This is a genomic window from Serinicoccus shuyuelongi (assembly GCF_045032955.1).
Taxonomy (GTDB): domain Bacteria; phylum Actinomycetota; class Actinomycetes; order Actinomycetales; family Dermatophilaceae; genus Ornithinicoccus.
The window spans coordinates 869,570-896,309 of the sequence record NZ_JBJFZU010000002.1 but is presented as its reverse complement, the minus strand read 5'-3'; the positions used below and the strand labels follow the sequence as shown (position 1 = coordinate 896,309).

Here is a 26,740-nt window from a genome sequence, read left to right as displayed (position 1 = left end):
CGATGCGCGGGCTCAACCTGCACCAGCCGGGGCTGGCGAACGACCCTGACTGGTTCCGCAAGGCGGTCTTCTACGAGGTGCTCGTCCGGGCCTTCGACGACTCCACGGGGTCCGGTTCCGGCGACTTCTCCGGGCTGATGAACCGGCTCGACTACCTGCAGTGGCTGGGGGTCGACTGCCTGTGGATCCCCCCGTTCTACGCCTCCCCGCTGCGCGACGGCGGGTACGACGTCGCGGACTACACCGCGGTGCTGCCCGAGTTCGGGACCCTGCCGGACTTCCGCGAGCTGATCAGCCAGGCGCACGCCCGGGGCATCCGGATCATCACCGACCTGGTCATGAACCACACCAGCGACCAGCACCCGTGGTTCCAGGCCTCCCGCTCCGACCCCGAGGGCCCGTACGGCGACTTCTACGTGTGGTCCGACACCGACGAGCTGTATGCCGACGCGCGGATCATCTTCGTCGACACCGAGACCAGCAACTGGACCTTCGACCCGGTCCGCCGGCAGTTCTTCTGGCACCGCTTCTTCTCCCACCAGCCGGACCTCAACTTCGAGAACCCGGCGGTGACCGAGGCGATGTTCGACGTGGTCCGGTTCTGGATGGACCTGGGCATCGACGGCTTCCGGCTGGACGCCGTGCCCTACCTCTTCGAGGAGGAGGGCACCAACTGCGAGAACCTGCCGCGGACGCACGAGTTCCTCGCCTCGCTGCGGGCGATGGTGGACGAGGAGTACCCAGGTCGGGTGCTGCTGGCCGAGGCGAACCAGATGCCCGAGGAGGTCGTCGACTACTACGGCACCCCCGAGGCGCCGGAGTGCCACATGTGCTTCCACTTCCCGGTGATGCCGCGGCTCTACTACGCGCTGCGCGAGCAGAAGGCGGAGCCCATCGTCCGGGTGATGGAGCAGACCCCGGCCATCCCGCCGGGCACCCAGTGGGGCACCTTCCTGCGCAACCACGACGAGCTGACCCTGGAGATGGTCTCCGGCGAGGAGCGCTCGGCGATGTACGGCTGGTACGCCCCCGATCCCCGGATGCGCGCCAACGTGGGCATCCGGCGCCGGCTGGCGCCGCTGCTGGACAACTCCCGCGAGGAGATCGAGCTGATCAACGCGCTGCTGCTCTCGCTGCCCGGCAGCCCGTGCCTGTACTACGGCGACGAGATCGGGATGGGCGACAACATCTGGCTCACCGACCGCGACGCGGTGCGCACCCCGATGCAGTGGACCCCGGACCGCAACGCCGGCTTCTCCACCGCCGACCCGGGCAAGCTCTACCTGCCGGTGGTGGGCTCGCTGGTCTACCACTACAACGGGGTGAACGTCGAGGCCCAGATGGCCAGCGGGTCCTCGCTGCTGCACTGGATGCGCGGCATGCTCCAGGTCCGCGCCCAGCACGAGGTCTTCGGGCTCGGCGAGTACCTGCCCTGCGGGACGGACAACGAGGCGGTGCTGGCCTACGCCCGGGCGCTGCCGGAGGACGACGACACCGAACGCGACGGCCACCCGGCGGTGCTGTGCGTGAGCAACCTGTCCTCGCGCCCGCAGGCCGCCACCATCCGGCTGCCGGAGCGGCTGCACGGGGCGGACGTCCGCGACCTCTTCGGTGGTCACAACTTCCCCGACGTCGCCGACGACGGCACCGTCACCCTCACCTTCGGCTCCCGGGACTTCTTCTGGCTGGGCCTCACCCCGCGGCAGGCCCCTGCCGAGGCACCCACCGCGCGCACGCCGACGGAGACCCCATGAGCGCCACCCTCACCCCGAGCCTCGCCGAGGTGCTGCCGCGCTGGGTCGCCGGCCAGCGCTGGTACCGGGGCAAGGGCCGGACACCGGTCCTGGAGCGGGTCGGCGGCATCCGCTGGGAGGACCCCTTCGGCGAGGTCGGGATGGAGGTCCACCTGGTCCGGGACACCTCCGGACCGAAGCCGGTCGTCTACCAGGTGCCGCTGACCTACCGTGAGCAGCCGGTGCCCTTCCTGGAGCACGCGCTCGTCACCACCGCCGAGCACAGCGAGCTGGGCACCCGCTACGTCTACGACGGCGCGCACGACCCGGTCCTGGCGCAGACCCTGCTCCAGGCGATGTACGCCGAGCAGCATGTCCCCTCCGCGCGTGGGCACCGCCTCACCCCGGACCCCGAGGCCCCCGCCCTGGCCTCCTCCCGGGTGCTGCGCGGCGAGCAGTCCAACACCTCCGTCATCGTGGAGGTGCACCGCGGCGGCCCCCCGGTGATCATCAAGATCTTCCGGGTGCTGCAGGCCGGGGAGAACCCGGACGTCGTGGTGCAGTCGGCGATCGCGGCGGCCGGCTCCCGCCAGGTGCCCACCCCGCTGGGCCACGTGCTCGGGGACTGGACCGAGACCGGCTCCGACGGGGGCCAGGAGCTCGTCACCGGACACCTCGCCTTCGCCCAGGAGTTCCTCACCGACACCGAGGACGCCTGGCGCCGCGCCCTGACCGCCGCCCAGGACGAGCGGGACTTCACCGGGCCGGCGCGCACCCTGGGAGCCGCCACCGCGCAGGTGCACGACGCCCTGCGGAGCGCCTTCGACCAGCAGCCCGCGGCCGACCACCTGCCCGTCCTGCGGGAGCAGATGCAGCAGCGTGCCGAGCAGGCCTTCCGCGACGTGCCCGGGCTGGCCCGCCACCGGGACGCGGTCCTGGCGGTGATGGCCGGGCTCGAGGAGAACGACCTGCCCGCGCTGCAGCGGGTTCACGGCGACTACCACCTGGGCCAGGTGCTGGACACGCCGGAGCGGGGTTGGGTGCTGCTGGACTTCGAGGGAGAGCCGCTGCGCCCGCTGGCCGAGCGCTCCGAGCCCGACCTCGCGCTGCGCGACCTCGCCGGGATGCTGCGCTCCTTCGACTACGCCGCCGCCTCGGTGCTGCTGTCCGGCGGCGGCGACCGCTCGGCCTGGGCGGCCGACGCCCGGCAGGCCTTCCTCGACGGCTACGCCCAGGAGTCAGGGGAGGACCTGGCCCCGCTGCGGCCCGTGCTGGACGCGCTCGAGCTGGACAAGGCGCTCTACGAGGTCAGCTACGAGGCGGCCAACCGCCCCGACTGGGTGCCGATCCCGGTCGCCGCCGTGGAGCGCCTCGCCGGCATCACGCCCTCCGGGCGCACCCCCTCAGAGGAGACCGAGATGAGCCACCGCGACAGCGACGACGAGCAGCAGGGCCCGAGCGAGGAGCCCACCGCGCACCAGGGCGAGCAGGCCCCACCCCCGTCCGACGCCGCCGTGGTCCCGGGCACCGACGCACCGGCCCGCGGCTCCGCGGACGTCTCCTCCCCCGCCGACTCCACCCTCGACGTCTCCTCCGCCCCTGACGCCGAGGTCACCGACAGCGAGGACTCGACGGACTACGGCTCCTCGCAGATCGAGGTGGAGCGGCACGACGACCCGCTCTCCCACCCGCCGGCGTCCGCGCAGACCCTGCCCCCGGCCAGCGGCGGCGTGCCGCACGCGCCGGTCCCGCCGCCGGTCGAGATGACGATCGGCCTGGTCCCCCTCACCCCCCGTAGCGGCGTCGACGAGGTCGTCGAGCCCGGCTCGCCCGGTCACCGATCCGCGAGCGGCTGGTCCGGGGCGGTCCAGGGCGACCCGGAGGTGATGCGCGCCCGCGCATGGGAGCAGGCCAGCGACTCCCCCGAGCTGCGCAGCCCCGGCTCGGCCGCGGGAGGCCCCGGGACCCGTCGGCCCGTGGAGCAGCCGACCTCACCCCCCGCACCGCACACCCTGCCGCTGGACCTGGACGAGGCCACCGACGTCGTGCACGGCGTGCACCGCAACCCGCACGCGCTGCTCGGTGCGCACGTCCACGAGGGCCACGTGACCGTCCGCACCCTGCAGCCGGAGGCACGGGCCGTCGAGGTCGTCCTCCCGGACGGCCGCAGCGTCCCGATGACGCACGAGACCAGTGGTCTCTGGGTGGCCGTGATCCCGGCCGCGAGCGTCCCGGCATACCGGCTCAAGGTCTCGACCCCGGCCGGCGCGCAGCTGGTCGACGAGGCCTACCGGCACGGCCCGAGCCTGGGTCAGACGGACCTGCACCTCATCGGGGAGGGGCGTCACGAGGAGCTGTGGCGGACCCTCGGCTCGCACGTGATGAGCGTCCGCGACGAGCTGGGCGAGGTGACCGGCACCCGCTTCGCGGTCTGGGCCCCGCACGCCACCGCCGTGCACGTGATCGGCGACTTCAACGGCTGGAACGGCGCCACCCACGCGCTGCGCGCGCACGACTCGGTAGGGGTGTGGGAGCTCTTCGTGCCGGGGGTGCGCGAGGGTGCCCACTACAAGTACGACGTCACCGGTCCGGACGGGGTGCGACGCGCGAAGGCGGACCCGATGGCGCGGGCCTCGGAGGTCCCGCCCTTCAACAACTCCGTGGTGACCGTGAGCACGCACCGGTGGCAGGACCAGGAGTGGATGGCGGCGCGCGCCGCCGGCGACATCCACCACGGCCCGATGAGCATCTACGAGGTGCACCTGGGCAGCTGGCGGCAGGGGCAGGACTACGACCGGCTCGCCGAGGAGCTCGTCGCCTACGTCAGCGAGATGGGCTTCACGCACGTGGAGTTCATGCCGGTGATGCAGCACCCCTACGGCGGGTCCTGGGGCTACCACGTCACCAGCTACTACGCCGCGGACAGCAGGTACGGTCACGAGGACGGGCTGCGCCGGCTGATCGACCGGCTGCACCGGGCCGGGGTCGGGGTCATCCTGGACTGGGTCCCCGGCCACTTCGCCACCGACCCGTGGGCGCTGGCCCGCTTCGACGGCACCCCCATCTACGAGCACCCGGACCCGCGCAAGGGCTGGCACCCGGAGTGGGGCTCCTACATCTTCGACTTCGGCCGGCCGCAGGTCCGCAACTTCCTGGTCGCCAACGCCACCTACTGGCTGGAGGAGTTCCACGCCGACGGGCTGCGGGTCGACGGCGTGGCCTCGATGCTCTACCTCGACTACTCGCGCGAGGCCGGCCAGTGGATCCCCAACCGGCACGGCGGCCGGGAGAACCTGGAGGCGGTCGAGCTGCTCCAGGAGACCAACGCGACGGCATACCGTCGCTCGCCGGGGGTGGTGATGATCGCCGAGGAGTCCACCTCCTGGCCAGGCGTCACCGCGCCCACCAGCGAGGACGGGCTCGGCTTCGGCTTCAAGTGGAACATGGGCTGGATGCACGACACGCTCGACTACCTGGCGCAGACCCCGTTCACCCGGGCGCACCAGCACCACGCCCTCACCTTCTCGCTGGTCTACGCCTACAGCGAGAAGTACATCCTGCCGATCAGCCACGACGAGGTGGTGCACGGCAAGGGGTCGCTGGTCCGCAAGATGGTCGGCGACGCCTGGCAGCGATTCGCCACCACCCGGGCGTTCCTCGGCTTCCAGTGGAGCCACCCCGGCAAGCAGCTGCTCTTCATGGGCAGCGAGTTCGCCCAGATCGGCGAGTGGGCCGACGCCGGCACCCTCAGCTGGGAGCTCACCGAGCAGCCCGAGCACGCCGGGGTGCAGACCCTGGTGCGGGACCTGAACCGGCTCTACACCGACCTGCCGGCGCTCTGGCAGATCGACCACCACGAGGACGGCTTCGCCTGGCTGGACGCCAACGACGCCGACCGCAACCTCTACTCCTTCCTGCGCTGGGGCAACGAGGGCAGCGACGGACTGCGCCCCGCGGTCGCGGTGCTGGTCAACTTCAGCGGGGTGCCGCACCACCAGGTGCACGTGGGCCTGCCCTACGGGGGGCGCTGGCGCGAGGTGCTGAACACCGACGCCGAGGTCTACGGCGGCTCCGGGGTCGGCAACCTGGGCTCGGTGGAGGCGGTCGACAACCCGCACCAGCGACAGCCGTTCTCGGCGCTGGTGACGGTGCCCCCGATGGGGGCCGTCTGGCTGGTCCCCGACCCCGAGACCGACCACGAGTCCGACCTCGGGTCCGAGGCCACGGCCGAGGGGGCGAGCACAGAGCAGCAGGCCTCCCCGGGCCGCCACCCGCGGGCCGGCCAGCCGGCCCGCCCCGAGGACCTGGTGGACGTCGAGGCGCTGCTGGCGGCCTACACGGAGATCGTGCCGGACCCGGCCGACCTCGACCAGCAGGTCGCCTTCGGGACCTCCGGGCACCGGGGCAGCTCGCTGGACGGTGCCTTCAACGAGCACCACATCCTGGCCACCACGCAGGCGATCTGCGACTACCGCGCCACCCAGGGCACGGACGGGCCGCTCTACCTCGGAAGGGACACGCACGCGCTGTCCGGGCCGGCCTGGCGCAGCGCGCTGGAGGTGCTCGTCGCGAACGGCGTCGACGTCCAGGTCGACAGCGACGACGGGTACACCCCCACGCCGGCCGTCTCCAGGGCGATCCTGGCGCACAACCGGGAGACCCCCGGCGCGGTCGGCGACGCCGACGGCATCGTGGTGACCCCGTCGCACAACCCGCCCCGGGACGGCGGCTTCAAGTACAACCCGCCGCACGGCGGGCCGGCCGACGCGGACGCCACCGGATGGATCGCGGACCGCGCCAACGAGCTGCTGCGCGCCGATCTGGCGGGCGTGCGACGGGTGCCCTTCGAGCAGGCCCGTGCGCAGGTCGTGGCCTACGACTTCATGGGCGAGTACGTCCGTGCCCTCCCCCGGGTCGTCGACCTGGACGCCATCCGCGAGGCCGGGGTCAGGATCGGCGCCGACCCGCTCGGCGGCGCGGCGGTGGACTACTGGGGCGCGATCGCCACCGAGCACGGTCTGGACCTGACGGTGGTCAACCCCGACGTGGACCCGGCGTGGTCGTTCATGACCCTGGACCGGGACGGCAAGATCCGGATGGACTGCTCCTCGGCGGACGCGATGGCCTCGCTGATCGGGATCATGCAGGACGAGGGCGGTGACCGGTTCGACGTCGCCACCGGCAACGACGCGGACGCCGACCGGCACGGCATCGTGACCCCGGACGGTGGCCTGCTCAACCCCAACCACTACCTGGCGGTCGCCATCGACTACCTCTACGGCGGCGCCCGACCCGGGTGGCCGCAGGGCACAGCCATCGGTAAGACCCTGGTCAGCTCCTCGATGATCGACCGGGTCGCCGACGCGCTGGGCCGGGAGCTGGTCGAGGTCCCGGTCGGGTTCAAGTGGTTCGTCCCCGGGCTGCTGGACGGCTCCATCGCCTTCGGTGGTGAGGAGTCCGCGGGCGCCTCGTTCCTGTGCCGGGACGGCTCGGTCTGGTCCACCGACAAGGACGGCATCATCCTGGCGCTGCTGGCGGCCGAGATGATCGCCACCACCGGCCGGACCCCCTCGCAGCGGTATGCCCAGCTGGTCGCCGACATCGGCGGCGGGACGACACCCGCCTACGCCCGGGTCGACGCCCCGGCCGGACGGGAGCAGAAGGCGCGCCTCAAGAGCCTGTCGGCGTCCGACGTCACCGCGACCGAGCTGGCCGGCGAGCCGATCCTCGCGGTGCTCACCCGGGCCCCGGGCAACGACGCCGCGATCGGCGGCCTCAAGGTGGTCACCGAGAACGCCTGGTTCGCGGCCCGCCCCTCGGGCACCGAGGACGTCTACAAGATCTACGCCGAGAGCTTCCTCGGCACCGACCACCTGGCGCGGGTGCAGGCCGAGGCCCAGCAGGTGGTGGACGCCGCGCTGAACGCCTAGTAGAGGGCGCTCATCAGGGCCCGCCGGGCCTGGGTGACGCGCGGGTCCTGCAGCCCGACGACCTCGAACAGGCCGAGCAGGTGGGTGCGGGCGGCGTCCCGGTCCTCCGCGCTGGTGCGCCGGACCAGCTCGACGAGGCGGCCGAAGCCGTCCTCGACGTGCCCACCGGCGACGTCCAGGTCGGCCGCGTCGATCTGGGCCTGCACGTCCTGCGGCCGGTCGGCGGCGGCCTGCCGCACCGCGGTGAGGTCCATGCCGCTGGTCCGTTCCAGCAGGCGCACCTGCCCGAGCCCGAGACGGGCCTGCTCGTCGCCGGCGTCCTGCGCCAGGGCCTGCTCGTAGGCGGAGATCGCGGCGGCCCAGTCACCCTGCTCGATGGCGTCGTAGGCGACCTGGTGCAGCGGGGGCAGCTCCTCGTCCTCGGACTCGCCCTGCCCCTCGGCGGGGACCTCGTCCCCGAGGTCCACCCGCCCGGTGACACCGTTGGCGACCGCGGCCTCCAGGAACTTCTCCAGCAGCTGGTCCACCTGCTCCATCGGCTGCACACCGAGGTAGAACGGCATCGGCTGCCCGCTGAGCAGCCCCATCACGACCGGCAGCGACGACACCTGGCCGAAGACCTGCTGCAGCACCGGGCTGATCGCCTGCATGATGCCGGGGTTCTCGGCGATGTCGACGCCGACCACCTGGAAGCGGCCCTGGTGGGTGCGCGCGGCCTCCACCAGCTCGCGCAGGTGCTGCACCGACTCGGGCAGCTGCGGGGTCCACAGCACCAGCACCAGCGGAGCGGTGGCGCTGGCGTTGAGCACCGACTCGAAGGTCGCGTCGCTCGCCTGCACCAGGGCGCCGCTGCGCCCGGCGACCCCACCGGTCCCGCCCTCGGTCGGGGCAGTTCCTCCGGACCTCGCCGGACCGCCTGAGCCGCCGGCGCCGGGTGCGCCCGGCGCCGAGCCGGCGCGGCCGGAGAGTGCGGACAGGTCGACGGCGCCGCGCAGGGCGGCGGAGGAGAACGGCTGCTGAGTCATGCGTCCCAGCCTAGGCGCTCGACGTGGCCGCCCGGACAGGGTGCGGGGCTCACTCGCCCCAGGCGTCGACGAGCTGCTCCTGCACCGCGATCATCTCGGGCTTGAAGCCGACGTCCTCCGAGGGCAGCCGCATCCCGACGAAGACCGAGGTGCGCAGGGTGGCCTGCTCGGTCAGCACCTCGCTGTCCTGGAAGACCCGGAACGCGTCGGGCGGCGTGAGCTCGCTGCCGGAGTTCACGGTGAAGCGGGTGTCCCGCAGCAGCGACCCCATCACGAAGGCGCTGCCGTCCTCGAAGAGCAGGGTGCGGGTGTCGTCGGAGACGAGCCAGTTCTTCTCCTCGAGGGTGGCCTGGCCGTCCACGGCCTCGGCCTGGTCCTCGGCGGCGTAGCGGACCGAGGGGGCGTACCCGTGCGTGCGGTAGTCGGGGACGTCCTCCGGCTGCGGGTATGCCGTGTACGCCGCCAGCGAGCGCAGCAGCGCGCGCGGCTCCATCGTCAGGTCTCCCTGACCGGACCGGAGCACCGGGCTGCCGGTGGAGCGGGAGTCGAAGCTGGGCACCTCGGTGCCGGGCAGCATCCGCGCCTCCCAACCGATCCGGAAGTCGTCGACGTCGCCGCTGTCGCTGCTCAGCAGGTGCAGCCACGGCACGCCGTCCTCGGGGACGGTCTGCACGAGCACCAGCACCGGCTCCTCGCCGTCCTCCCGGCTGACGGCCAGCACGTTGGGCTCGACCGGGTTCTCCTCCAGGTCCACCTCCGCCGGCTCGCCGGAGACGCCCTCGAGGCGGTCCGCGGCCTGGTGGGCGGTGAGCACGGTGCCGACCATGGAGGCCTCCTGCGCCTCCTGGACGTCCTCGCCGTCGCCCTGGTCGGCCTCGACCCGGGCGGTGAGCACCTGCTCGGCGGCCTCCTCCGCGACCTCGAGGGTGACGGCCCCGCTGGTCTCGTCGGTCGTCATCGCCACCGTGCTGTCGTCGTCGTCAGCCCCGGCCTCGGAGGTGGTGGCGGCGTCGTCACCGGCAGCGGTGGTGGCGCCGGTGTCGTCCCCGGCGTCGGCGGTGTCGGACGTGGCGGAACCGGTGTCGGTGGTCCCACCGGTCTGCATCGCGGGGTCGGCGGAGCTCGTCGCGGCCTCGGAACCGGCGGCCGGGTCGGTGGCGCCGTCGCCTCCCTCGTCGCCCGAGCACGCGGCCAGGACGAGGGCCGAGCTCAGGGTCGCAGCGAGGGTCATACGGGAGATCTTCATAACGAAATGGTAAACACCGGTACGGCCCCGGCGAAATCAGTGATTTCCCAGGATGGTCATCGGTGTTCCCGGCGCCGGTCCCGGACCCGCACCCCGTCCGCGTCCGCCGGCCCGCTGACCAGCCGTTCCAGGGTCAGGTAGAGCCCGTAGATCAGCAGCAGCACCGCAGTCACGTGCAGCAGCAGGGCCAGCGACACACCGATGATGACCCCCGCCCTCCAGTAGCGACCCCAGCCCACCGACAGCACGGTGGGGATGGCCACCGCGAAGGCGGCCCCCAGGGCGAGCTCGGTGGGCCAGGGACCTCCCATCCACGGCATCACCGAAGTGACCCCGAGCAGGTCGAGGGTGGCCAGGGTGCCGACCAGCGTGATGATGCCGAGGAAGGCCACCAGCTGGGTGCGCTTGCGCAGGTCCCTGCTCGCCCACAGCGTCCCCACCGTCACCGCCGCCCACATCAGCCAGGCCCGCACCCGACCGGTGCCAAGATGGACCATCGCGACCCGGAAGATCCGGTCCGCCTCGTGCCGCTCCACCCTGGGCCCGTCGTAGTCGCCGGGGTGGATCAGCGCGTCGTGCAGGACGGCGGCGGGCAGGAACTCCCCGCTCTTGGGCACCAGCCAGGTGAACAGGTGCGGGACCGAGGCGAGGTCGGTGGCGAAGGCCTCCTGGTCGCGGGGCACCACGAAGGGTTCGTCGTACTCGGGCGTGAGGTAGCCGACCCTGCGCAGCAGGGTGAAGTCCCGGCCGTCCACGCTGCGCAGCTCGAGCCGCAGCGGCCCACCGTCGTCGACGTCGAAGAACTCCCCCACGCGACCCCTAGCGTGCGAACCGGTCGGTGGTGCGCACCAGCGCGTCCAGGGTGCCGGGCTCGGAGAAGGCGTGCCCGGCGTCCGGGACCACCACCAGCTCGGCGTCCGGCAGCCGGGCCGCCAGGTCGAAGGCGGTCCGTGCCGGGGTGCACATGTCGAGCCGCCCCTGGACGATGACGGTCGGGATCCCGGCCAGCAGGTGCGCCCGGTCCAGCAGCGAGCCCTCCCGGAAGAAACCGCCGTGCACGAAGAAGTGGTTCTCGATCCGGGCGAAGGCGACCGCCTGGGCGGCCTCGGTGGCCTTGGCGTACCCCTGCCCGTCGGGCAGCACGGTGATGACCCTCGACTCCCAGCCGCTCCACGCCTGTCCCGCCGGGACGTGCACCGCGGGATCGGGGTCGAAGAGCAGCTCGTGGTAGGCCAGCTGCATCTCGTGGCGCCGGTGCGGTGCCACCGGCGCCACGAAATCGGCCCAGTGGTCGGGGTAGACGTGCTCCAGGTGCCCGCGCTCGTACATCCAGGACAGCTCGCCGGAGCGCAGGGTGAAGATCCCGCGGAGCACCAGCTCGGTGACCCGTCCCGGGTGCGCCTGCGCGTAGGCCAGGGCCAGGCAGGAGCCCCAGGAGCCACCGAAGACCTGCCAGCGCTCGATGCCCAGGTGCTCCCGGACCCGCTCCAGGTCGGCGACCAGGTGGGCGGTGGTGTTGGTCGCCCACAGCTGCTCGTCCAGGGTGCTGCTGGCGTGCGGGGTGGAGCGTCCCGCCATCCGCTGGTCGAGCAGCACGATCCGGTAGCGCTCGGGGTCGAAGACCCGGCGCTGCTTCGGGCTGGTCCCGCTGCCGGGGCCGCCGTGCACGAAGACGACGGGCTTGCCGTCGGGGTTGCCGGACTGCTCGAGGTAGAGCTCGTGCCCGTCCCCGACGGGCAGCATCTCGGTCCGGTAGGGCTCGATCTCGGGGTAGAAGGTCCGCAGCTCGCTCACCCCTCGACGGTAGCGCGCACCATCCGCAGCTCGGTGAGCCCGTCGTGCCGGTCCTCCGCGGCGGTGCCGTCCAGCACGAAGCCGTGGCGCTCGTAGAAGCGGACGGCCCGGTCGTTGCCGCGGGCCACCCAGAGATAGCCGGGACCGTCACCGAAGGCCTCGGCGAGCAGCCGCTGCGCCAGGCCGGTGCCCTGGTGCTCGGGGGCCACGTTGAGCGCATACACCTGCCGTGGTGCGGGCGGGTCGTCGTCCAGCGCGGGGCCGGTCATCCCGAACCCGACCGGCTCACCGTCGATGAAGGCCACCCGGAAGGCCCGGCCGTCCTGCGGCACGGTGCCCTGCTGGTATGCCTGCGCGACCCTCTCCCAGGTCGGCCGGAAGCCCTCCGGGCTGAGCCGGTCCACGACCTCGTCGGGCATGATCCCGCGGTAGGTCTCGCGCCAGATCCGGGCGTGCAGCTCGGTGCAGGCGTCCACGTCCGCGGGGCGGGGCTCCCGCAGCTCGTACCCGTCGGCGGGGCCCGCTGCGTCCGCGCCGCTCACGACGCCGGCACCCGCACGATCAGGGCGTCACCCTGCCCACCACCGCCGCAGAGCGCCGCGGCACCGGTGCCGCCACCCCGGCGGCGCAGCTCCAGGGCGAGGTGCAGCAGGATCCGGGCCCCCGACATACCGATCGGGTGCCCCAGCGCGATCGCCCCGCCGTTGACGTTGACCCGCTCCGGGTCCAGGCCGAGCTCCCGGGTGGAGGCCAGCCCGACCGCCGCGAAGGCCTCGTTGATCTCCACCAGGTCGAGGTCGGCCGGCTGCAGACCCTCCTTGGCGCAGGCCGCGGCGATGGCCCGGGCGGGCTGGCTCTGCAGGGTGGAGTCCGGCCCGGCGACCATCCCGTGCGCGCCGATCTCGGCCAGCCACTCCAGCCCGAGCTCCTCCGCCTTGGCCCGGCTCATGACCACGACCGCGCAGGCGCCGTCGGAGATCTGCGAGGCCGAGCCGGCGGTGATGGTGCCCTCGGGCGAGAAGGCGGGGCGCAGCCGGCCGAGCGACTCGACAGTGGTGTCGGGGCGGATGCCCTCGTCGGCGGTGACCTCGACCGGGTCGCCCTTGCGCTGCGGGATCCGCACCGGGACGACCTCCTCGTCGAAGACCCCCGAACCGGCCGCTGCGGCGGCCAGCTGGTGGCTGCGGGCGGCGAAGGCGTCCTGCTCGGCCCGGGTGAACTCCTGCGCCTGGTCGCCGGCGTTGGCCGCCTCGGTGAGGTTGCCCATCGCCTGGTCGGTGAAGGCGTCCCAGAGGCCGTCGTGGGCCATGTGGTCGCGCATCGTGACGTCGCCGTACTTGAAGCCCGTGCGCGACCTCTCCAGCAGGTGCGGCGCCTGGCTCATCGACTCCTGGCCCCCGGCCACCACGATGTCCACCTCACCGGCGCGGACCAGCTGGTCGGCGAGCGCGATCGCGTCGATCCCGGACAGGCAGACCTTGTTGATCGTCAGGGCCGGCACGTCCATCGGTATGCCTCCGGCCACCGCCGCCTGGCGGGCCGGGATCTGCCCGGCGCCGGCGGTGAGCACCTGGCCCATGATCACGTAGTCGACCTGGTCGCCGGAGACGCCCGCACGCTCCAACGCACCGGCGATCGCGGCGCCCCCGAGCTGGGCCCCGGACAGGGTGGACAGCGAGCCGAGCAGGCGCCCCATCGGGGTGCGCGCGCCAGCGACGAGGACAGAGGTGGTGGGCTCGGGCATGGGTTCTCCTCCAGCGGCGGTGGTGGGTTCGTCCGGTCCGGTCACTGTATCCGCCCGGCCGAGGCGTCCCTGGCCCCGCTCAGCCGCCGTGGACCAGCGTCCCGGCGAGCACGGTCGCGCTGACCACGGTGTACCGCAGCCGACGCGCCCGCTCGGCGGAGGTGAGGTCCCCGGCCTCCCCCAGCGGGTCGCTGTCCAGCAGCGCAAGGTCGCCCCGGTCGCCGACCCGCACCCGCTGCCCGTCGACCGCGGCGGCCAGCGCGTCCCGGGGACCGATCTCCTGCTCCGGGTGCCAGCTCTCCCCGCCCTCGGGCCCGCGGTGCACCGCGGCCGCCATCGCCAGCCACGGGTCCAGGGGTGCGACCGGGGCGTCGGAGCCGAGCGCCAGCTCGATCCCGGCGTCCAGGAAGCTGCGCAGCATGAAGGTGCGGTCGGTGCGGTCCGGCCAGCACTGCTCGGTGACGGAGCGGTCGTCCAGCAGGTGCGCCGGCTGCACGCTGGCCACCACCCGCTGCGGCAGCGCGGCCCACCGGAGCACGTCGGCGGGGTCGACCAGCTGGGCGTGCTCGACGGATCCGGAGACCCCGGTCGCGGCGAAGGCGTCCAGCACCGCGCTGACGGCGGCGTCGCCGATCGCGTGCAGCGCCGTCTCCAGGCCGGCGCCACGGGCCCGGGTGAGCAGCGACTGCAGCTCGTCGGCGGGCAGGTTCGCCGCCCCCGAGGGCAGCTCCAGCAGGTGGCCGTCGGCGTACGGCTGGCAGCACCACGCGGTGCGGGTGTTGAGCGAGCCGTCGGTGATCACCTTGAGCGGGCCCATGGTGACCAACCCGTCGGTGGCGCCGATCGGGTCGCCCGTGCGCAGCCCCGCGGCGACGACCGTGTCCAGGCCCTCGGGGTAGACCCCGGTCCGCACCCGCAGCGGTGGCATCCCCTCGGCGCTGCGGTGGCGCCACTGCTCCCACGGCCGGCCGAACTCCAGGTCGACGATGCCGACCACGCCCTGGGTGTGCGCGTCCTGGACGGCTCGGGCGACGGCGAACTCCGACTCCTCCCCGGCGCCGGGCAGCCGCTCCAGCCGGTCGTAGAGCGGGAACCACTCCGCCTCGGCCACCACCTTGTCCGTCTCCGGCCCGCCGAGCATCCGCAGGGCGGCGGTGTTGAGCCAGCCGTGGTGGCAGTCGCCGCTGATCAGGGCGACCGGGACCGCTCCGGTCACCGCGTCCAGCTCGGCCACCGTCGGCTGCCGGTCCCAGCGTCCGGTCCGGTGCCCCCACCCCACCAGCACCCCGGTGGGGTTGTCGAACCCCCAGGCGAGCCGGTCCTGCACCCGGGCCAGCACCTCGCCGGCACTCGCCGTGCCGCCGGTGTCGAGCCGGGTCTGGCTCAACCCCCACTGGGCCATGTGCACGTGCTTGTCCCACAGGCCGGGGATGACGTACCTGCCCTCACCCGCCACCTCGGGGACGAGTTCGCCGTCGCCGTCGCCGCCCACCTCGAGGCCGGGGCCGACGGCCGCGATCCGACCGGCCCGGACCAGGACGTCCACCGGCTCGTCGGAGGTCTCGTCGTCGAGCGCGACGACGCGGACGTCGCGCAGCACCAGGTCGCTCATGCCGGGATGCTAGCGCCGACATCCCGGCCCCGCTGCGCCGGGACCTCACCGCGACAGGCCTACGGTGGCCCCATGACGGATCTGGGTGTGACGCAGGACCAGCCCGCGGGCGTGCTGGCGCCCTTGCTGCTGGGCATCGACCACGTGGGCATCGCCGTCGCGGACCTGGACGCCGCGATCGCCTTCCACCGGGACGTGCTCGGCAACCGGCTCGTGCACGAGGAGACCAACGCCGAGCAGGGCGTCCGGGAGGCGATGATCGCCGTCGGTCCGGACCGGGGTCAGGGGCAGCAGCAGGGTGACGGCCCGCCCGCCGCGATGATCCAGCTGCTCTCCCCCACCGACCCGGACTCGGCCATCGGCCGGTTCCTGGAGCGGCACGGCCCGGGCCTGCAGCAGCTCGCCTACCGGGTCGACGACCTGGACGCGGCCAGCGCGCTGCTGCGCGGCCGCGGCCTGCGGCTGCTCTACGACGAGCCGCGCCGGGGCACCGCCGGGTCGCGGATCAACTTCATCCACCCCAAGGACGCCGGCGGGGTGCTGGTCGAGCTGGTGGAGCCGGCCGGCTGAGATCCGCTCAGACCCAGGAGCGGTAGCCCACCAGCTCCGCGTCCCGGACGAAGCCGAACCGCTCGTAGAGGGCGATCGCCGGGGCGTTGCTGTCGACGACGGTCAGGTTGACGTCACCCTGCGGGGACCGGTCCAGCAGGTCGGACCCCACCGCGGTGAGCAACCCACCGGCCACCCCACGCCCGCGGTGCTCCGGTGCCACCGCCAGGTAGTCCAAGTAGCCGGCACCGTCCGGCTGGACCTCGCCGGAGGCATACCCCTGCACGGAGCCCTCGTGCAGGCTCACCATCGTGGTGCGCGCCGCGTCCTCGAGCAGCGCCCTGGCGGTGGCGTAGGTGTCCGGGAAGGAGGCCTCGTGCAGCGCGCGCAGCGCTTCCAGGTCCTGCGGCCCTACCCCCCGCACGTGCGCAGGGGAGGCCGGCCAACCCGCGGTGGAGCGGGCCACGTAGGCGATGCTGACGTCGGTCGCCCGCCACCCGAGCTGCTCGGCGAGCGCCGCCATCGCCCGGTGCCGCGGCGAGGCGCACAGCTCGTGGCGCTGCACCCCCGCCGGGGTCAGCTCCACCGCGGCCCGGACGAGGTCGGCCGCGTGCCGCTCCCAGGCCTGCCGGTCCGTGGTCCACGGACCCTGGATCCAGCTGCGGCCGGTCTCCTCCTCGTCGTGCTCGACCACGACGGCGCCGGTCACCGTGCCAGCGTCGGTGGCCACGCGCAGGGTCTGCGTCCACGGCTGGTCGAGGTCCTCGAGCTCGGCACGGATGCTCTCCGGCTCGGTCCCCAGGTAGGAGCACGCGGTGCTCGGGTCGCCCTGCCGCGCCACGATCAGCGCGAGCGCCTCCGCCACCTGGTCGGGGGTCGCCGCCATGATGTCCATGGCTCCCAGGGTAGGCACGCGGGACATCAGGCACGACCGGTTTCCCGCCGGCCGTCGCGGCCCGCGGCGGCCCGATCAGGCGAAGGAGCCGCCCGGGCGTCGCCGGTCCCGCGCGGACCAGCACACGCTGTGCCAGTGCCGCCGGTTCTCCTCCTGCTGCATCCCCTCGGCCGGCCAGGCGACGGTGTGCGGCACGTCCGCCCGCACCTCCTGCTGGCAGCCCGGGCACCGGTATGCCCGTCCGCTGTCGTTGGGTCGTACCTGGCGCACCGACCAGACCTGACCGGCGTAGGTCACCCGGGACTGCCCACCGGCACGCGGTCCCGCCTGACCGGTCTCGGGTCCGGCACCACGGGACCCCCGCGACCGGGGTCGGCCCCCGCGCCGCGGCCGGTTCGATCGGGGCACCGTCTCAGCCGGTGAAGGTGCGGTCCAGCAGCACGTGCTCGACCAGCAGCGGGGAAGGGGCCACCGCCTCGGCCGGCATCCCCGAGGAGGCGCTGAGCTCCTCGCAGACGGTGAGCACCTCGTCGGCGCCGATCCGGTCGATCATCGCGAACGGCCCCACCGGGTAGCCCAGGCCGAAGCGCAGCGCGCGGTCGATGTCGTCCACCCCGGCATACCCCTCGTCGAGCATCCGGACGGCGTCGTTGAGGTGCGGCATCAGCAGGGCGTCGACCACCAGGCCGGCGCGGTCCCGGCAGACGACCGGCTCGGCGCCGATCCGGGTCACCACCTCGCGCAGCAGCGCGACCGTGCCCTCCTCGGTGGCGCTGGACCGGCCGATCTCGACGACCTGCCCGTTGCCGGTCGGTGCGTGGATGCGCATCACCGCGGCCTGTCCGGGCCGTCCGGACAGCGCGCCCAGCGCGACCGCCGCCTCCTCGTTCACGGTGCTGAGCACCGCGCCCGGGGTCAGCACCTGACCCAGCCGCTCCCACAGGTCGTCGTCGGTGGCGTCGGCGGCGTCCGCGTTGGCGGCCTCGATGACCAGGCCCACCCCGGACAGCTGCTCCAGGTCGGTGCTCTCGGCCGGGTCCGGGACGTGGGTGACGGCATACCCGCCCTCGCGCAGCCGCGCGACCAGCTCGTCGGCGACGGTGCCGGCGCCGAGCACGCCGACCGCCTCGAGCGGGGGCCGCTCCGCGGTCGCTGCGTCGGCGCTGCCGTCGTCGACCACGGTGCCGCTGCCGGGGCGCTGATAGGTGTAGAAGCCGCGGCCGCTCTTGCGACCGAGCAGCCCGGCCGTGACCATCCGATGCAGCATCGAGCTGGGGGCGTGCATCGGGCTACGGCTGTGCGCGTAGATGACGTCACCGATGTGGTGGCACACGTCCAGGCCGACCAGGTCCATCAGCGTGCACGGCCCCATCGGCAGCCCGGCGCCGACCCGCATCGCGGTGTCCAGGTCCTCCCGGGACACGTGCCCCTGCTCCAGCATCCGCAGCGCCGAGACGAAGTAGCCGAACAGCAGGTAGTTGGCGACGAAGCCGGCCCGGTCACCGATGACGACCGGCTCCTTGCCGATCCGCCCGGCCAGCGCCACCAGCTCGTCCACCAGGTCGGGCTCGGTGCGCAGCGTGGTGATGACCTCCACCAGCCGCAGCACCGGGGCCGGGTTGAAGAAGTGCAGGCCGACGACCCGCTCGGGGTGCCGGGTGCCGGCCGCGATCTCGGTGATCGACAGGCTCGAGGTGTTGGAGGCCAGCACCGCCTCCGGGGCCACGATGTCGTCCAGCGCGGTGAAGACCGCGTGCTTGATGCTCATCACCTCCGGCACGGCCTCCACCACCAGGCCGGCGTCGGCCAGCTCCTGCAGGTCGCTGGTGAGCGTGATCCGGGACAGGATCTCCTGCTGTCCGGCCTCGTCCAGCTTCCCCCGGCTCACCGCCCGGTCGGTGGAGGCCCGCAGGATCTCGCGGCCCCGCTCGACGAGTTCCTCGGAGGTCTCCACCCCGACGACGGACAGGCCGCCACGGGCGAACACCTCGACGATGCCGGCACCCATGGTGCCCAGCCCGATGACTCCGACAGTGGTGATCTCGCGCATACCTCGATCCTCTCATCACCGGGCGAGGACGCACGACGGGTGCGGGCCTCGACCGACCACCCGGGCGGCTACGCTGGCCGGCGTGCGTGTCGTGATCGCCCGTTGCTCCGTGGACTACCACGGGGCCCTCGAGGCCCATCTGCCCCTCGCCGTCCGGCTGCTCATGGTCAAGGCCGACGGCTCGGTGCTCGTCCACTCCGACGGCGGCTCCTACAAGCCGCTGAACTGGATGGCGCCACCGTGCTCGATGGCCGAGACGGCGCCCGACGAGGTGGAGGTCGAGCAGGGGGTGAGGACCGTCTGGCGGGTGGCCCACGGCAAGCGGGACGACACCCTGCGGGTGAAGATCCACGAGGTGCTCTCCGACACCAGCCACGACCTGGGGATCGACCCCGGCCTGGTCAAGGACGGCGTCGAGGCGCAGCTGCAGGCGCTGCTCGCCGAGCACATCGCCACCCTCGGCGAGGGCTACACGCTGCTGCGGCGCGAGTACCCCACCGCCATCGGACCGGTGGACATCCTGTGCCGGGACCGGGACGGGGCGACGGTGGCGGTGGAGATCAAGCGGCGCGGTGACATCGACGGGGTGGAGCAGCTGACCCGCTACCTGGAGCTGCTGAACCGGGACCCGCACCTGGCCCCCGTGCAGGGCGTCTTCGCCGCCCAGCTGATCAAGCCGCAGGCCCGGGTGCTGGCCACCGACCGGGGGATCCGCTGCGTGACCCTCGACTACGAGGCGCTGCGCGGCCTGGACGACGCGGGGGCACGGCTCTTCTGAGCCCCGGCCGCCACACCCCTCTGACGTAGCCTGGCCCGTATGCCCGCTCTCTCCCTCGTGGTCCCCTGCTACAACGAGGCGGACAACCTGGTCGAGCTGCACGAGCAGGCCTGCGCCGCGGCCAGCACGCTCGGCGTCGACGTGGAGTTCCTGCTGGTCGACGACGGCAGCTCCGACGACACCCTGGCGGTGGCCCGGGGGCTCGCCGGGACCGACCCCCGGGTCCGGGTGGTGCGCCTCTCGCGCAACTTCGGCAAGGAGGCCGCCATGCTGGCCGGGCTGCGGCACGCCCGCGGGGAGGCGGTCGCCATCCTGGACGGGGACCTGCAGCACCCCCCGGAGCTGCTGGTGCCGATGTACACGATGCTGGTCAGCACCGACGTCGAGCAGGTCGTGGCCCGCCGCGACCGGACCGACGACCCGCTGGTGCGCTCCCTGCTCTCCCGGCTGTACTACCGGCTCGTCAACGGCCTGATCGAGTCGGTCCGGATCCAGGACGGGGTCGGTGACTTCCGGGTGCTCAGCCGGCGCGTCGTCGACGCCGTGCTCGAGCTGCAGGAGCGCAACCGCTTCTCCAAGGGCCTCTTCTCCTGGGTCGGCTTCCCCACCGGCACGGTGAGCTACCGCAACGTGCAGCGCGGCGCCGGACGCTCCGGCTGGACGCTGCGCTCGCTGCTCAACTACGGCATCGACGGGGCGCTGGCGTTCAACAGCCGGCCGCTGCGGCTGCTGATGCACCTGGGCGGCTGGGCCGCGCTGGCCGCGGTCGGCTACCTGGCGGTGCTGCTGGTGGGGTACCTGGTCAACGGGGTGACGGTCCCTGGCTACATCACCACGATCGCGGTGATCACCGGCCTCTCCGGGATCCAGCTGCTGGCGGTCGGGGTGATGGGTGAGTACATCGGCCGGATCTACCAGGAGGTGAAGGCGCGCCCGGCCTACCTGGTGCACGAGGTCATCGAGTCGCCGGGGCACGAGGATGACTAGCCTGCTGCGCTTCGCGCTGGTCGGGGTCGCCAACACGCTGGTCTACTACCTGCTCTACCGGGTGTTCCTGCTGGCCCTGCCCTACGTCGGGGCGCACCTGCTGGCCTGGGCGCTCGCGGTCGTCTTCTCGTTCTTCGCCAACAGCCGCTTCACCTTCGGCGTGCGGCCCACCTGGCGCCGCTTCCTGGCCTACCCGCTGACCACCCTGGTGAACCTGGGCTTCACCACCGTCGGCGCGGTGCTGCTGGTCGAGGCGGTGGACGTCGACGAGCGGTATGCCACCCTCGTGATGGGCATCGCCGCGGTGCCGCTGACCTTCCTGCTGACCCGCTTCGTGCTGACCTCGGGACGTGAGCCGCAGCAGCTCAGCGACCCTCCGGTGCGCGGCTGAGGGTGCGCTGCCAGGTGGTCGTGCAGCCGGTGGTCTCCTCGGTCACGTCCCGCTCCCGGCCGGAGGAGTCGGTGAGCACCACCCCGTCCGGCAGGCCGTAGAAGTGCCGGATGTCGCAGGCATACCGGCGCAGGTAGAAGCCGCGGGCGTAGGCCCAGGAGGGCTCGGCCAGGTCCGGGACCACCACCTGCCCCTGCCCGGTGGCGCGGGCCCGGTCCACCTGCGCGAGGAACGTGCGGTAGCCGGCCGCGTTGGCGGCCGCGGCGTCCGAGGCGCGCATCACGTAGCCGGCGGAGAGCACCAGGGTCGCCAGCAGGGCCAGCACCACCAGCACCGACGCACCGGCCGCCGGGCGGGCGCCCGGTGAGCGCTCCCGGGCCGTGTCGACGAGGAGGCGCAACGCGCAGACCGTGGCCAGCACCAGCGCGGTCATCGGCAGGAAGTAGGCCCGCTCCCCGCACACCGACGCGACGATCGGCACCCCCGCGGCGATGACGGCGGCCCCCGTCATCGACACCACCGGGTATGCCCGGTCCGCCCCCCACGCCTGCACGACCAGCACCAGCACCGCAGCCACCAGCGTCGCCGCCCCGAGCACCGAGGCCAGCGCCACCGGCGCCGTCGGCACGCCGGTGTCCGGGTCCGCGCACAGGGCCGAGATGACCGGCCAGGACCGCTGGACGAGCCACAGCACCACCCAGGCGAGGCTGCCCGCGAGCAGCACCACCGCCCGCGGCCGCCGACCCTGCAGCAGGATCCCGGCCACCGCCAGCGTCCCCAGCGCCAGCCACCACCACAGCGTCATCGACGCGAAGAGCACGGTGGTGCGCGAGAGCGCCTGCAGCAGCGGCAGCGCAAGCTCCGTCTCCTCCGTGCGGCGCCACAGCCCGGGCGCGGTGACCAGCAGCACGAAACCCACCCCGGACGCGCCCACCGCGGCCCACCGGGCCGGGTCCGCCGGGCGGCGCAGGAGCAGCGCCAGCACAGTCACCACCGCGGTCGCCACCGCGCCGACCTCGTGACCGAGGTGGGCGTAGACGACCACCGGGAGCACCCACCAGGTCAGCCGGCGCGGGAGCAGGCCGCTGACGGCGAGAGCCGCGACCAGGAAGGCCAGCGTGGACAGGGCGTAGTTGGCCAGCCCCGAGACCCAGAGGATGCCCTCCCCGGTGAGCCGGGGTGCCCCCTGGACGGCGAGGAAGGGGACGCCGGCCCCGAGCACCACCCACAGGGGCAGGGCATGCGTGCCGGGCGCGGCGCGCCGCACCCAGGCCCACGAGGCCAGTCCGGTGAGCACCATCACCAGCACCGCCACCACTGCGGCGCCGGTGCGCCCGGTGGCCAGCACCAGACGGGCCACCGCGTCCGCGGCCCGCCCGTTGCGGTAGCCGTGGTCGAAGGACCAGGAGGCCAGCCAGCCGGGAAGGGTGCGCACGTCACCCGGCTCCGCACCGGCGGTGGCGTGCAGGAAGTCGTCACCGTGCGGGAAGGCATGCCGGACGACCAGGGACCAGCCGAGCAGCGAGAGGGCGAGGGCCACCGCCAGCGCCACGGGCAGCGCGCGGGCCGACCTGCGTGACGGGGCGTGGTGGCTCATCGAGGGCCACTGTGCCAGACCCGCGCGCCCGGCACCCCCGCGCCACCACGGTGCTGGGGCAGAATCGTGCCCGTGACCCGACGAGCCGCGATCGCCGCACCGAACTCCTACGCGACCGAGGCCGCCGCCCACGCGCTGGCCGAGGGTGGCACCGCGGTGGACGCGGCGATCGCCGCCATGCTCACCGCCACGGTGACCGAGCCCGGGGTCATCTCCACGCTCGGTGGGTGCTTCGTCAACGTGTGGCAGCCCGGGCAGGAGCCGCTGGTGGTCGACGGCAACGTCGAGATGCCCGGGCGGGCGATGAGCGCCGACGTCCGGGGCAAGGGCCTGATCGAGGCGGCCTCGGACTACGGCGGCGGCATGGTCACCTACGTCGGGCCCGGCTCCGTCGCGACGCCCGGGATGCTCGCCGCGATGGGCTGGGCCCATCAGCGTTTCGGTCGGGCCCCCTGGGCCGAGCTGCTGCAGCCGGCGGCCGACGTGGCCCGGTCGGGCTTCCCGCTGAGCCGCACCGCCCAGTCCTACCTGGTGCTGGTCACCGACACGATCCTGGCCTGGGACCCGGCGACCCGGGCCCAGCTCACCGCGGACGGCGGGGCGCCGCAGGTCGGGCACCGGGTGCTCGCCCCCGAGCTGGCGGACACCCTGGAGCACCTCGGCACGCACGGTGCGGCCAGCGCCTACCGCGGTGACGTGGCCCGTGCCATCGACGCGGACATGCGGCGCCGCGGCGGGCTGCTCACGCTCGCCGACCTGGAGGCATACCAGCCGGTGGTGCGCAGCGCCCTGCGCAGCCGGCTGGGCCCGTGGGACCTGGCGTGCAACCCACCGCCCTCCATCGGCGGGCCCGTGCTCACGGCGCTGCTGCGCCTGCTCGCCGCCACCCCGGGCGCGCTGGACCCGGCCGAGGTGGCGCGCATCCTGCAGGAGGTGCTCGACATCCGCCTGGACCGGATCGACACCGCCGCCGACCTGGAGGCGGCCGGCGCCGAGCTGCTGGCCACGCTGCACCGGATCGGAGCGACCGGGCTGCCCACCTCGCCGTCCACCGCGCACGTGTCGGTGGTCGACGAGGACGGCGCCGCCTGCGCGCTGACGGCCTCCGCCGGCTACGGCTCCGGGATGACCATCGAGGGCACCGGGCTGGTCGCCAACAACTCGCTCGGGGAGCTGGAGCTGAACCGGTTGGGACTGCACGCCCTGGAGCCCGGGGTCAGGCTGGCGTCCAACATGGCGCCCACCACGGCGCGCCGCGACGACGGCGCGGTGCTGGCCGTCGGCACCCCCGGGGCGGACCGCATCACCACCGCCCTGGCCCAGGTGCTGACCCACATGGCCCGGCACGGCGCCGACCTGCAGGACGCCATCGACCGGCCGCGGATGCACCCACGGCGGCTGACCGACGGCAGCACCCGGATCGACCACGAGCAGGACGCGCAGATCGCCGCCGCGCTGGACGCCGCCGGGTTGGACCGCTTCGAGCACCCCCCGTCGTCGATGTACTTCGGCGGGGTGGGCGCCTCGCTGCGCGACGCGGGGGGTGCGCTGACCGCGGCCGCCGACGACCGGCGGGTGGCGGCGACGCTGGTGACCTGAGCGGCCGACGCCCGGGTATCCGTGGGAGCATGCGGAGATGGTCAACCTCACCCGGATCTACACCCGCACCGGCGACGACGGCACCACCGCGCTGGGGGACAACGGACGAACCTCCAAGACGGACGCCCGGCTCGCCGCCTACGCCGACACCGACGAGGCCAACTCCGTGATCGGGGTGGCGACCGCCTGCGGCAACCTGCCCGTGGAGGTGCAGGAGACGCTGGCCCGGATCCAGAACGACCTCTTCGACGTGGGCGCCGACCTGTGCATGCCGCTGCGCTCCAGCTACGAGTGGGAGCCGCTGCGGGTCCGCGCCGAGTGGGTCACCGAGCTCGAGGCCGACTGCGACCGCTACAACGCGGACCTGCCCTCACTGCGCTCGTTCATCCTGCCGGGCGGCACCCCCGGTGCGGCTCTGCTGCACCAGGCGCGCACCGTGGCCCGTCGTGCGGAGCGCTCCACCTGGCAGGCGCTGGAGGCCTACGGCGACCAGCCCGCCGGCGACGGCGCCGGCAAGGGCGAGGGCGGGGTGAACCCGCTGACCGCGACCTACCTCAACCGGCTCTCGGACCTGCTCTTCATCCTGGCCCGCGTCGCCGCGAAGGTCGGCGACGGTGACGTGCTGTGGACCCCCGGCGGAGGCCGGGAGCAGCGCGACCCTCAGGCGACCTGAGAGTTCCAACCCGGCGGGACGGCCTCCACCCAGGAGCGCAGCGCCGTGTAGTGCTGCTCGCCGAGGGCCAGCTCGAACCGGGCTGTGCCGTAGCTCACCGGCACCCGGATCAGACCCCCACGGCCCAACGCCGCCGCATCCTCCGCCCTTAGCGGGCCCGCGACGCCCAGGTCCAGGTTGCCCCGGACCCAGGGACCGGCAGCAAGACCGCCCGGCCCCTTGAGGGCCAGGCGGTCTTCGGTGAAGCGCAGCGTGCCGCGGCGCCACGGCACGTCGGCGGCGGTCCCGTCTGCGGTCCCGGCAGCGGCGGACCCGGCAGCGGGGCGGGCGCGGAAGGCCGCGGGCATCGGCGGACAGGTGGCACCACGCTCCCCCGCCACCCGGAAGGCGAACAGGCCGAACCCCATGATGACCAGGCCACCCACGGCGGCCATCAGCACGAGGAGCAGACTCTCGCTCAAGCGCGGACCTAGCGGGCCGCGGCGGCCAGCTGGCCAGCGTCGACGCGGTCGGCCACGACCACCACGCGGTCCTGGTCGACGGACAGGAACCCGCCGTCGATGGTGACGGACTCGGTGCTCCCCCCGGTCTCGATCCGGACCTCGCCCGCGACCAGCACGCTGAGCACCGGGGCGTGCCCGGGCAGGATGCCGATGTCGCCGTCGACGCTGCGGGCGCTGACCATCTGCGCCTCGCCCTCCCAGACCTTGCGGTCAGCGGCCACGAGCTCGACCTTGAGTGCACTCACGAGTTGGGTCCCTTCGAGATTGACGTCTGACACATTCTACCGGCCTGCTCAGGCGTCCCAGGACGCGCGGTCGACCTCCTGGCCGCGCCTGCTCGGGGCGCCCACCTGCAGGTGGTCCTCCCCGGACACGGCGCCGGTCACCCGGTTGACCGCGTGCATACCGTGGTAGACGAGGAGCGCCGCGGCCGTGCCCAGGGCGATGCCCTCGAAGGACAGTCCGCCCGGGCTCCAGGTGTAGTTCGCGATCCCCACCACCAGGGCCACCGCGGCGGTCGCCAGGTTGATCGGGTCGCCGAGGTCGACCCGGTGCTCGACCCAGATCCGGAAGCCGAGGACGCCGATCATCCCGTAGAGGACCGTCGCGGCACCGCCGAGCACCCCGACCGGCACCGTCTGGATGAGCGCCCCGAACTTCGGCAGGAAGGCCAGCGCCACCGCGGTGAGGCCGGCGAACCAGTAGGCCGCCGTGGAGTAGACCTTCGTCGCCGCCATCACCCCGATGTTCTCGGCGTAGGTGGTGGTCCCCGAGCCACCGCCGGCGCCGGCCAGGGTGGTGGCCAGGCCGTCCGCCATCAACGTGCGCCCGAGCATGTGGTCGAGCGCGTCGGAGGAGTCCTCCGTCATCTGGGCGACCGACTTCACGTGGCCGATGTTCTCGGCCACCAGGACCAGCACCACCGGCAGGAAGAGACCGGCCACCGACAGGTGGAACTCCGGCGCCATCAGCTCCGGGGCACCGATCCAGCCGGCCTCCCGGGCCGGGGTGAGGTCCACCTCCCCGCGGAGCAGGGCCGTCGCGTAGCCGACCAGCACCCCCAGCAGGATGGAGAGGCGTCCGAGCAGCCCGCGGAAGAGGACCGCGCTGAGCAGGATCGCCAGCAAGGTCACGAAGGCGGTGACCGGCGCCTGCTCCACGTTGCCCCAGGCGGCCGGGGCAAGGTTCAGCCCGATCAGCGCGACGATCGCACCGGTGACCATCGGCGGCATCAGCCGGCTCACCCACCCGTGCCCGACGACCTGCACGAGGGCTCCGACCAGGGCCAGCACGACACCCGCCATCACCACGCCGCCGAGGGCCCCCGCCGGTCCGTGCTCGGCCTGGGCCGCGGCGATCGGGGCCAGGAAGGCGAAGCTGGAGCCCAGGTATGAGGGCACCCGCCCGGCGGTGATGATGAGGAAGAGGAGGGTGCCGACGCCGCTGAAGAGCAGCGTGGTGCTCGGCGGGAAGCCGGTGATCAGCGGGACCAGGAAGGCGGCGCCGAACATCGCCACCACGTGCTGCATCCCGATGCCGATGGTCGGCACCCAGGCGAGCCGTTCGCGGGGCCCGACGACCTGCCCCGGCCCGATCCGGTACCCGTTGCCGTGCACGCTCCACATACCCATGCA

22 protein-coding genes are annotated in these 26,740 nt (G+C 73.4%); 8 read left to right on the top strand and 14 right to left on the bottom strand.

From position 1 onward, the window contains the following. Positions 1-2: 2 nt before the first annotated feature. Together treS and glgB are read left to right on the top strand one after the other, a co-directional pair. A complete protein-coding gene (treS, locus tag ACI3EY_RS04480; protein WP_405035936.1) occupies positions 3-1,754 on the top strand; it encodes a maltose alpha-D-glucosyltransferase in 1,752 nt (583 codons plus the stop codon). Beyond that, the gene (gene glgB, locus ACI3EY_RS04475; protein WP_405039533.1) at positions 1,751-7,663 is read left to right on the top strand and encodes a 1,4-alpha-glucan branching protein GlgB; all 5,913 of its coding nucleotides are present in this window, start codon (positions 1,751-1,753) and stop codon (positions 7,661-7,663) included. The genes treS and glgB overlap by 4 nt, the downstream gene beginning before the upstream one ends. Here the strand turns inward: glgB and ACI3EY_RS04470 are convergent. The 7 genes from ACI3EY_RS04470 to ACI3EY_RS04440 all read right to left on the bottom strand — a co-directional run bounded on the left by ACI3EY_RS04470 (position 7,660) and on the right by ACI3EY_RS04440 (position 15,084). Continuing rightward, entirely contained in the window at positions 7,660-8,688 is a 1,029-nt protein-coding gene (locus ACI3EY_RS04470; protein WP_405039532.1) for a co-chaperone YbbN, read from the bottom strand. The two genes, glgB and ACI3EY_RS04470, sit on opposite strands and share 4 nt — an antisense overlap. Before the next feature lie 49 nt (positions 8,689-8,737). Next, on the bottom strand, positions 8,738-9,934 hold the full coding sequence (locus ACI3EY_RS04465; protein WP_405039531.1) for a hypothetical protein: 1,197 nt from the start codon (positions 9,932-9,934) through the stop codon (positions 8,738-8,740). 56 nt (positions 9,935-9,990) lie between these two features. Further along, complete coding sequence (locus tag ACI3EY_RS04460) at positions 9,991-10,746, bottom strand: DUF1353 domain-containing protein (RefSeq protein WP_405035932.1); 756 nt, start codon at positions 10,744-10,746, stop codon at positions 9,991-9,993. Positions 10,747-10,753: 7 nt separating this feature from the next. Then, positions 10,754-11,719 carry a prolyl aminopeptidase gene (gene pip, locus ACI3EY_RS04455; protein WP_405035944.1) on the bottom strand — a complete coding sequence of 322 codons (966 nt, stop codon included), beginning with the start codon at positions 11,717-11,719 and terminating at the stop codon, positions 10,754-10,756. A gap of 5 nt (positions 11,720-11,724) precedes the next feature. After that, the gene (locus ACI3EY_RS04450) at positions 11,725-12,270 is read right to left on the bottom strand and encodes a GNAT family N-acetyltransferase (RefSeq protein WP_405039530.1); all 546 of its coding nucleotides are present in this window, start codon (positions 12,268-12,270) and stop codon (positions 11,725-11,727) included. Next, positions 12,267-13,472, bottom strand: a complete 1,206-nt coding sequence (locus ACI3EY_RS04445) for an acetyl-CoA C-acetyltransferase (protein ID WP_405039529.1) — start codon at positions 13,470-13,472, stop codon at positions 12,267-12,269. The genes ACI3EY_RS04450 and ACI3EY_RS04445 overlap by 4 nt, the downstream gene beginning before the upstream one ends. 79 nt (positions 13,473-13,551) lie before the next feature. Next, positions 13,552-15,084, bottom strand: coding sequence for an amidohydrolase (locus tag ACI3EY_RS04440; protein ID WP_405039528.1), 1,533 nt, complete (start codon positions 15,082-15,084; stop codon positions 13,552-13,554). A 72-nt stretch (positions 15,085-15,156) separates the two neighbouring features. Between ACI3EY_RS04440 and mce the strand changes: the two genes are divergently transcribed. Further along, entirely contained in the window at positions 15,157-15,654 is a 498-nt protein-coding gene (gene mce / locus ACI3EY_RS04435) for a methylmalonyl-CoA epimerase (protein WP_405039527.1), read from the top strand. 7 nt (positions 15,655-15,661) lie between these two features. Here the strand turns inward: mce and ACI3EY_RS04430 are convergent, their stop codons facing one another. From ACI3EY_RS04430 to ACI3EY_RS04420, 3 genes are all read right to left on the bottom strand, one after another. Then, positions 15,662-16,528, bottom strand: a complete 867-nt coding sequence (locus tag ACI3EY_RS04430; protein WP_405035927.1) for a GNAT family N-acetyltransferase — start codon at positions 16,526-16,528, stop codon at positions 15,662-15,664. Between the two features lie 75 nt (positions 16,529-16,603). After that, positions 16,604-16,825, bottom strand: coding sequence for a hypothetical protein (locus ACI3EY_RS04425; RefSeq protein ID WP_405035926.1), 222 nt, complete (start codon positions 16,823-16,825; stop codon positions 16,604-16,606). 115 nt (positions 16,826-16,940) lie between these two features. After that, the gene (locus ACI3EY_RS04420; protein WP_405035925.1) at positions 16,941-18,578 is read right to left on the bottom strand and encodes a 3-hydroxybutyryl-CoA dehydrogenase; all 1,638 of its coding nucleotides are present in this window, start codon (positions 18,576-18,578) and stop codon (positions 16,941-16,943) included. 82 nt (positions 18,579-18,660) lie between these two features. On the opposite strand from ACI3EY_RS04420, the gene nucS reads away from it, so the two are divergent. The 3 genes from nucS to ACI3EY_RS04405 are packed head-to-tail and all read left to right on the top strand — an operon-like array spanning position 18,661 to position 20,734. After that, a complete protein-coding gene (nucS, locus tag ACI3EY_RS04415) occupies positions 18,661-19,356 on the top strand; it encodes an endonuclease NucS (RefSeq protein WP_405035924.1) in 696 nt (231 codons plus the stop codon). Between the two features lie 39 nt (positions 19,357-19,395). Beyond that, positions 19,396-20,343, top strand: a complete 948-nt coding sequence (locus ACI3EY_RS04410; protein ID WP_405039526.1) for a glycosyltransferase family 2 protein — start codon at positions 19,396-19,398, stop codon at positions 20,341-20,343. Continuing rightward, positions 20,336-20,734, top strand: a complete 399-nt coding sequence (locus ACI3EY_RS04405) for a GtrA family protein (RefSeq protein WP_405035922.1) — start codon at positions 20,336-20,338, stop codon at positions 20,732-20,734. Before ACI3EY_RS04410 ends, ACI3EY_RS04405 begins: the two co-directional genes overlap by 8 nt. Here ACI3EY_RS04405 and ACI3EY_RS04400 read toward each other — a convergent pair. Beyond that, positions 20,709-22,331, bottom strand: a complete 1,623-nt coding sequence (locus tag ACI3EY_RS04400) for a DUF6056 family protein (RefSeq protein WP_405039525.1) — start codon at positions 22,329-22,331, stop codon at positions 20,709-20,711. The two genes, ACI3EY_RS04405 and ACI3EY_RS04400, sit on opposite strands and share 26 nt — an antisense overlap. 72 nt (positions 22,332-22,403) lie before the next feature. Between ACI3EY_RS04400 and ACI3EY_RS04395 the strand changes: the two genes are divergently transcribed. Next, positions 22,404-23,930 carry a gamma-glutamyltransferase gene (locus tag ACI3EY_RS04395; protein WP_405039524.1) on the top strand — a complete coding sequence of 509 codons (1,527 nt, stop codon included), beginning with the start codon at positions 22,404-22,406 and terminating at the stop codon, positions 23,928-23,930. A gap of 37 nt (positions 23,931-23,967) precedes the next feature. After that, positions 23,968-24,603: a cob(I)yrinic acid a,c-diamide adenosyltransferase gene (locus ACI3EY_RS04390; RefSeq protein ID WP_405039523.1), complete on the top strand. Its 636-nt coding sequence runs from the start codon at positions 23,968-23,970 to the stop codon at positions 24,601-24,603. Here the strand turns inward: ACI3EY_RS04390 and ACI3EY_RS04385 are convergent. From ACI3EY_RS04385 to ACI3EY_RS04375, 3 genes are read right to left on the bottom strand one after another with little or no spacing between them, the layout of a single operon-like run. Beyond that, on the bottom strand, positions 24,591-25,064 hold the full coding sequence (locus ACI3EY_RS04385; protein WP_405035918.1) for a DUF2550 family protein: 474 nt from the start codon (positions 25,062-25,064) through the stop codon (positions 24,591-24,593). The two genes, ACI3EY_RS04390 and ACI3EY_RS04385, sit on opposite strands and share 13 nt — an antisense overlap. 8 nt (positions 25,065-25,072) lie before the next feature. Then, positions 25,073-25,351, bottom strand: coding sequence for a F0F1 ATP synthase subunit epsilon (locus tag ACI3EY_RS04380; protein ID WP_405035917.1), 279 nt, complete (start codon positions 25,349-25,351; stop codon positions 25,073-25,075). A 48-nt stretch (positions 25,352-25,399) separates the two neighbouring features. Next, positions 25,400-26,731 carry a uracil-xanthine permease family protein gene (locus tag ACI3EY_RS04375; protein WP_405039549.1) on the bottom strand — a complete coding sequence of 444 codons (1,332 nt, stop codon included), beginning with the start codon at positions 26,729-26,731 and terminating at the stop codon, positions 25,400-25,402. Between the last annotated feature and the right edge of the window lie 9 nt (positions 26,732-26,740).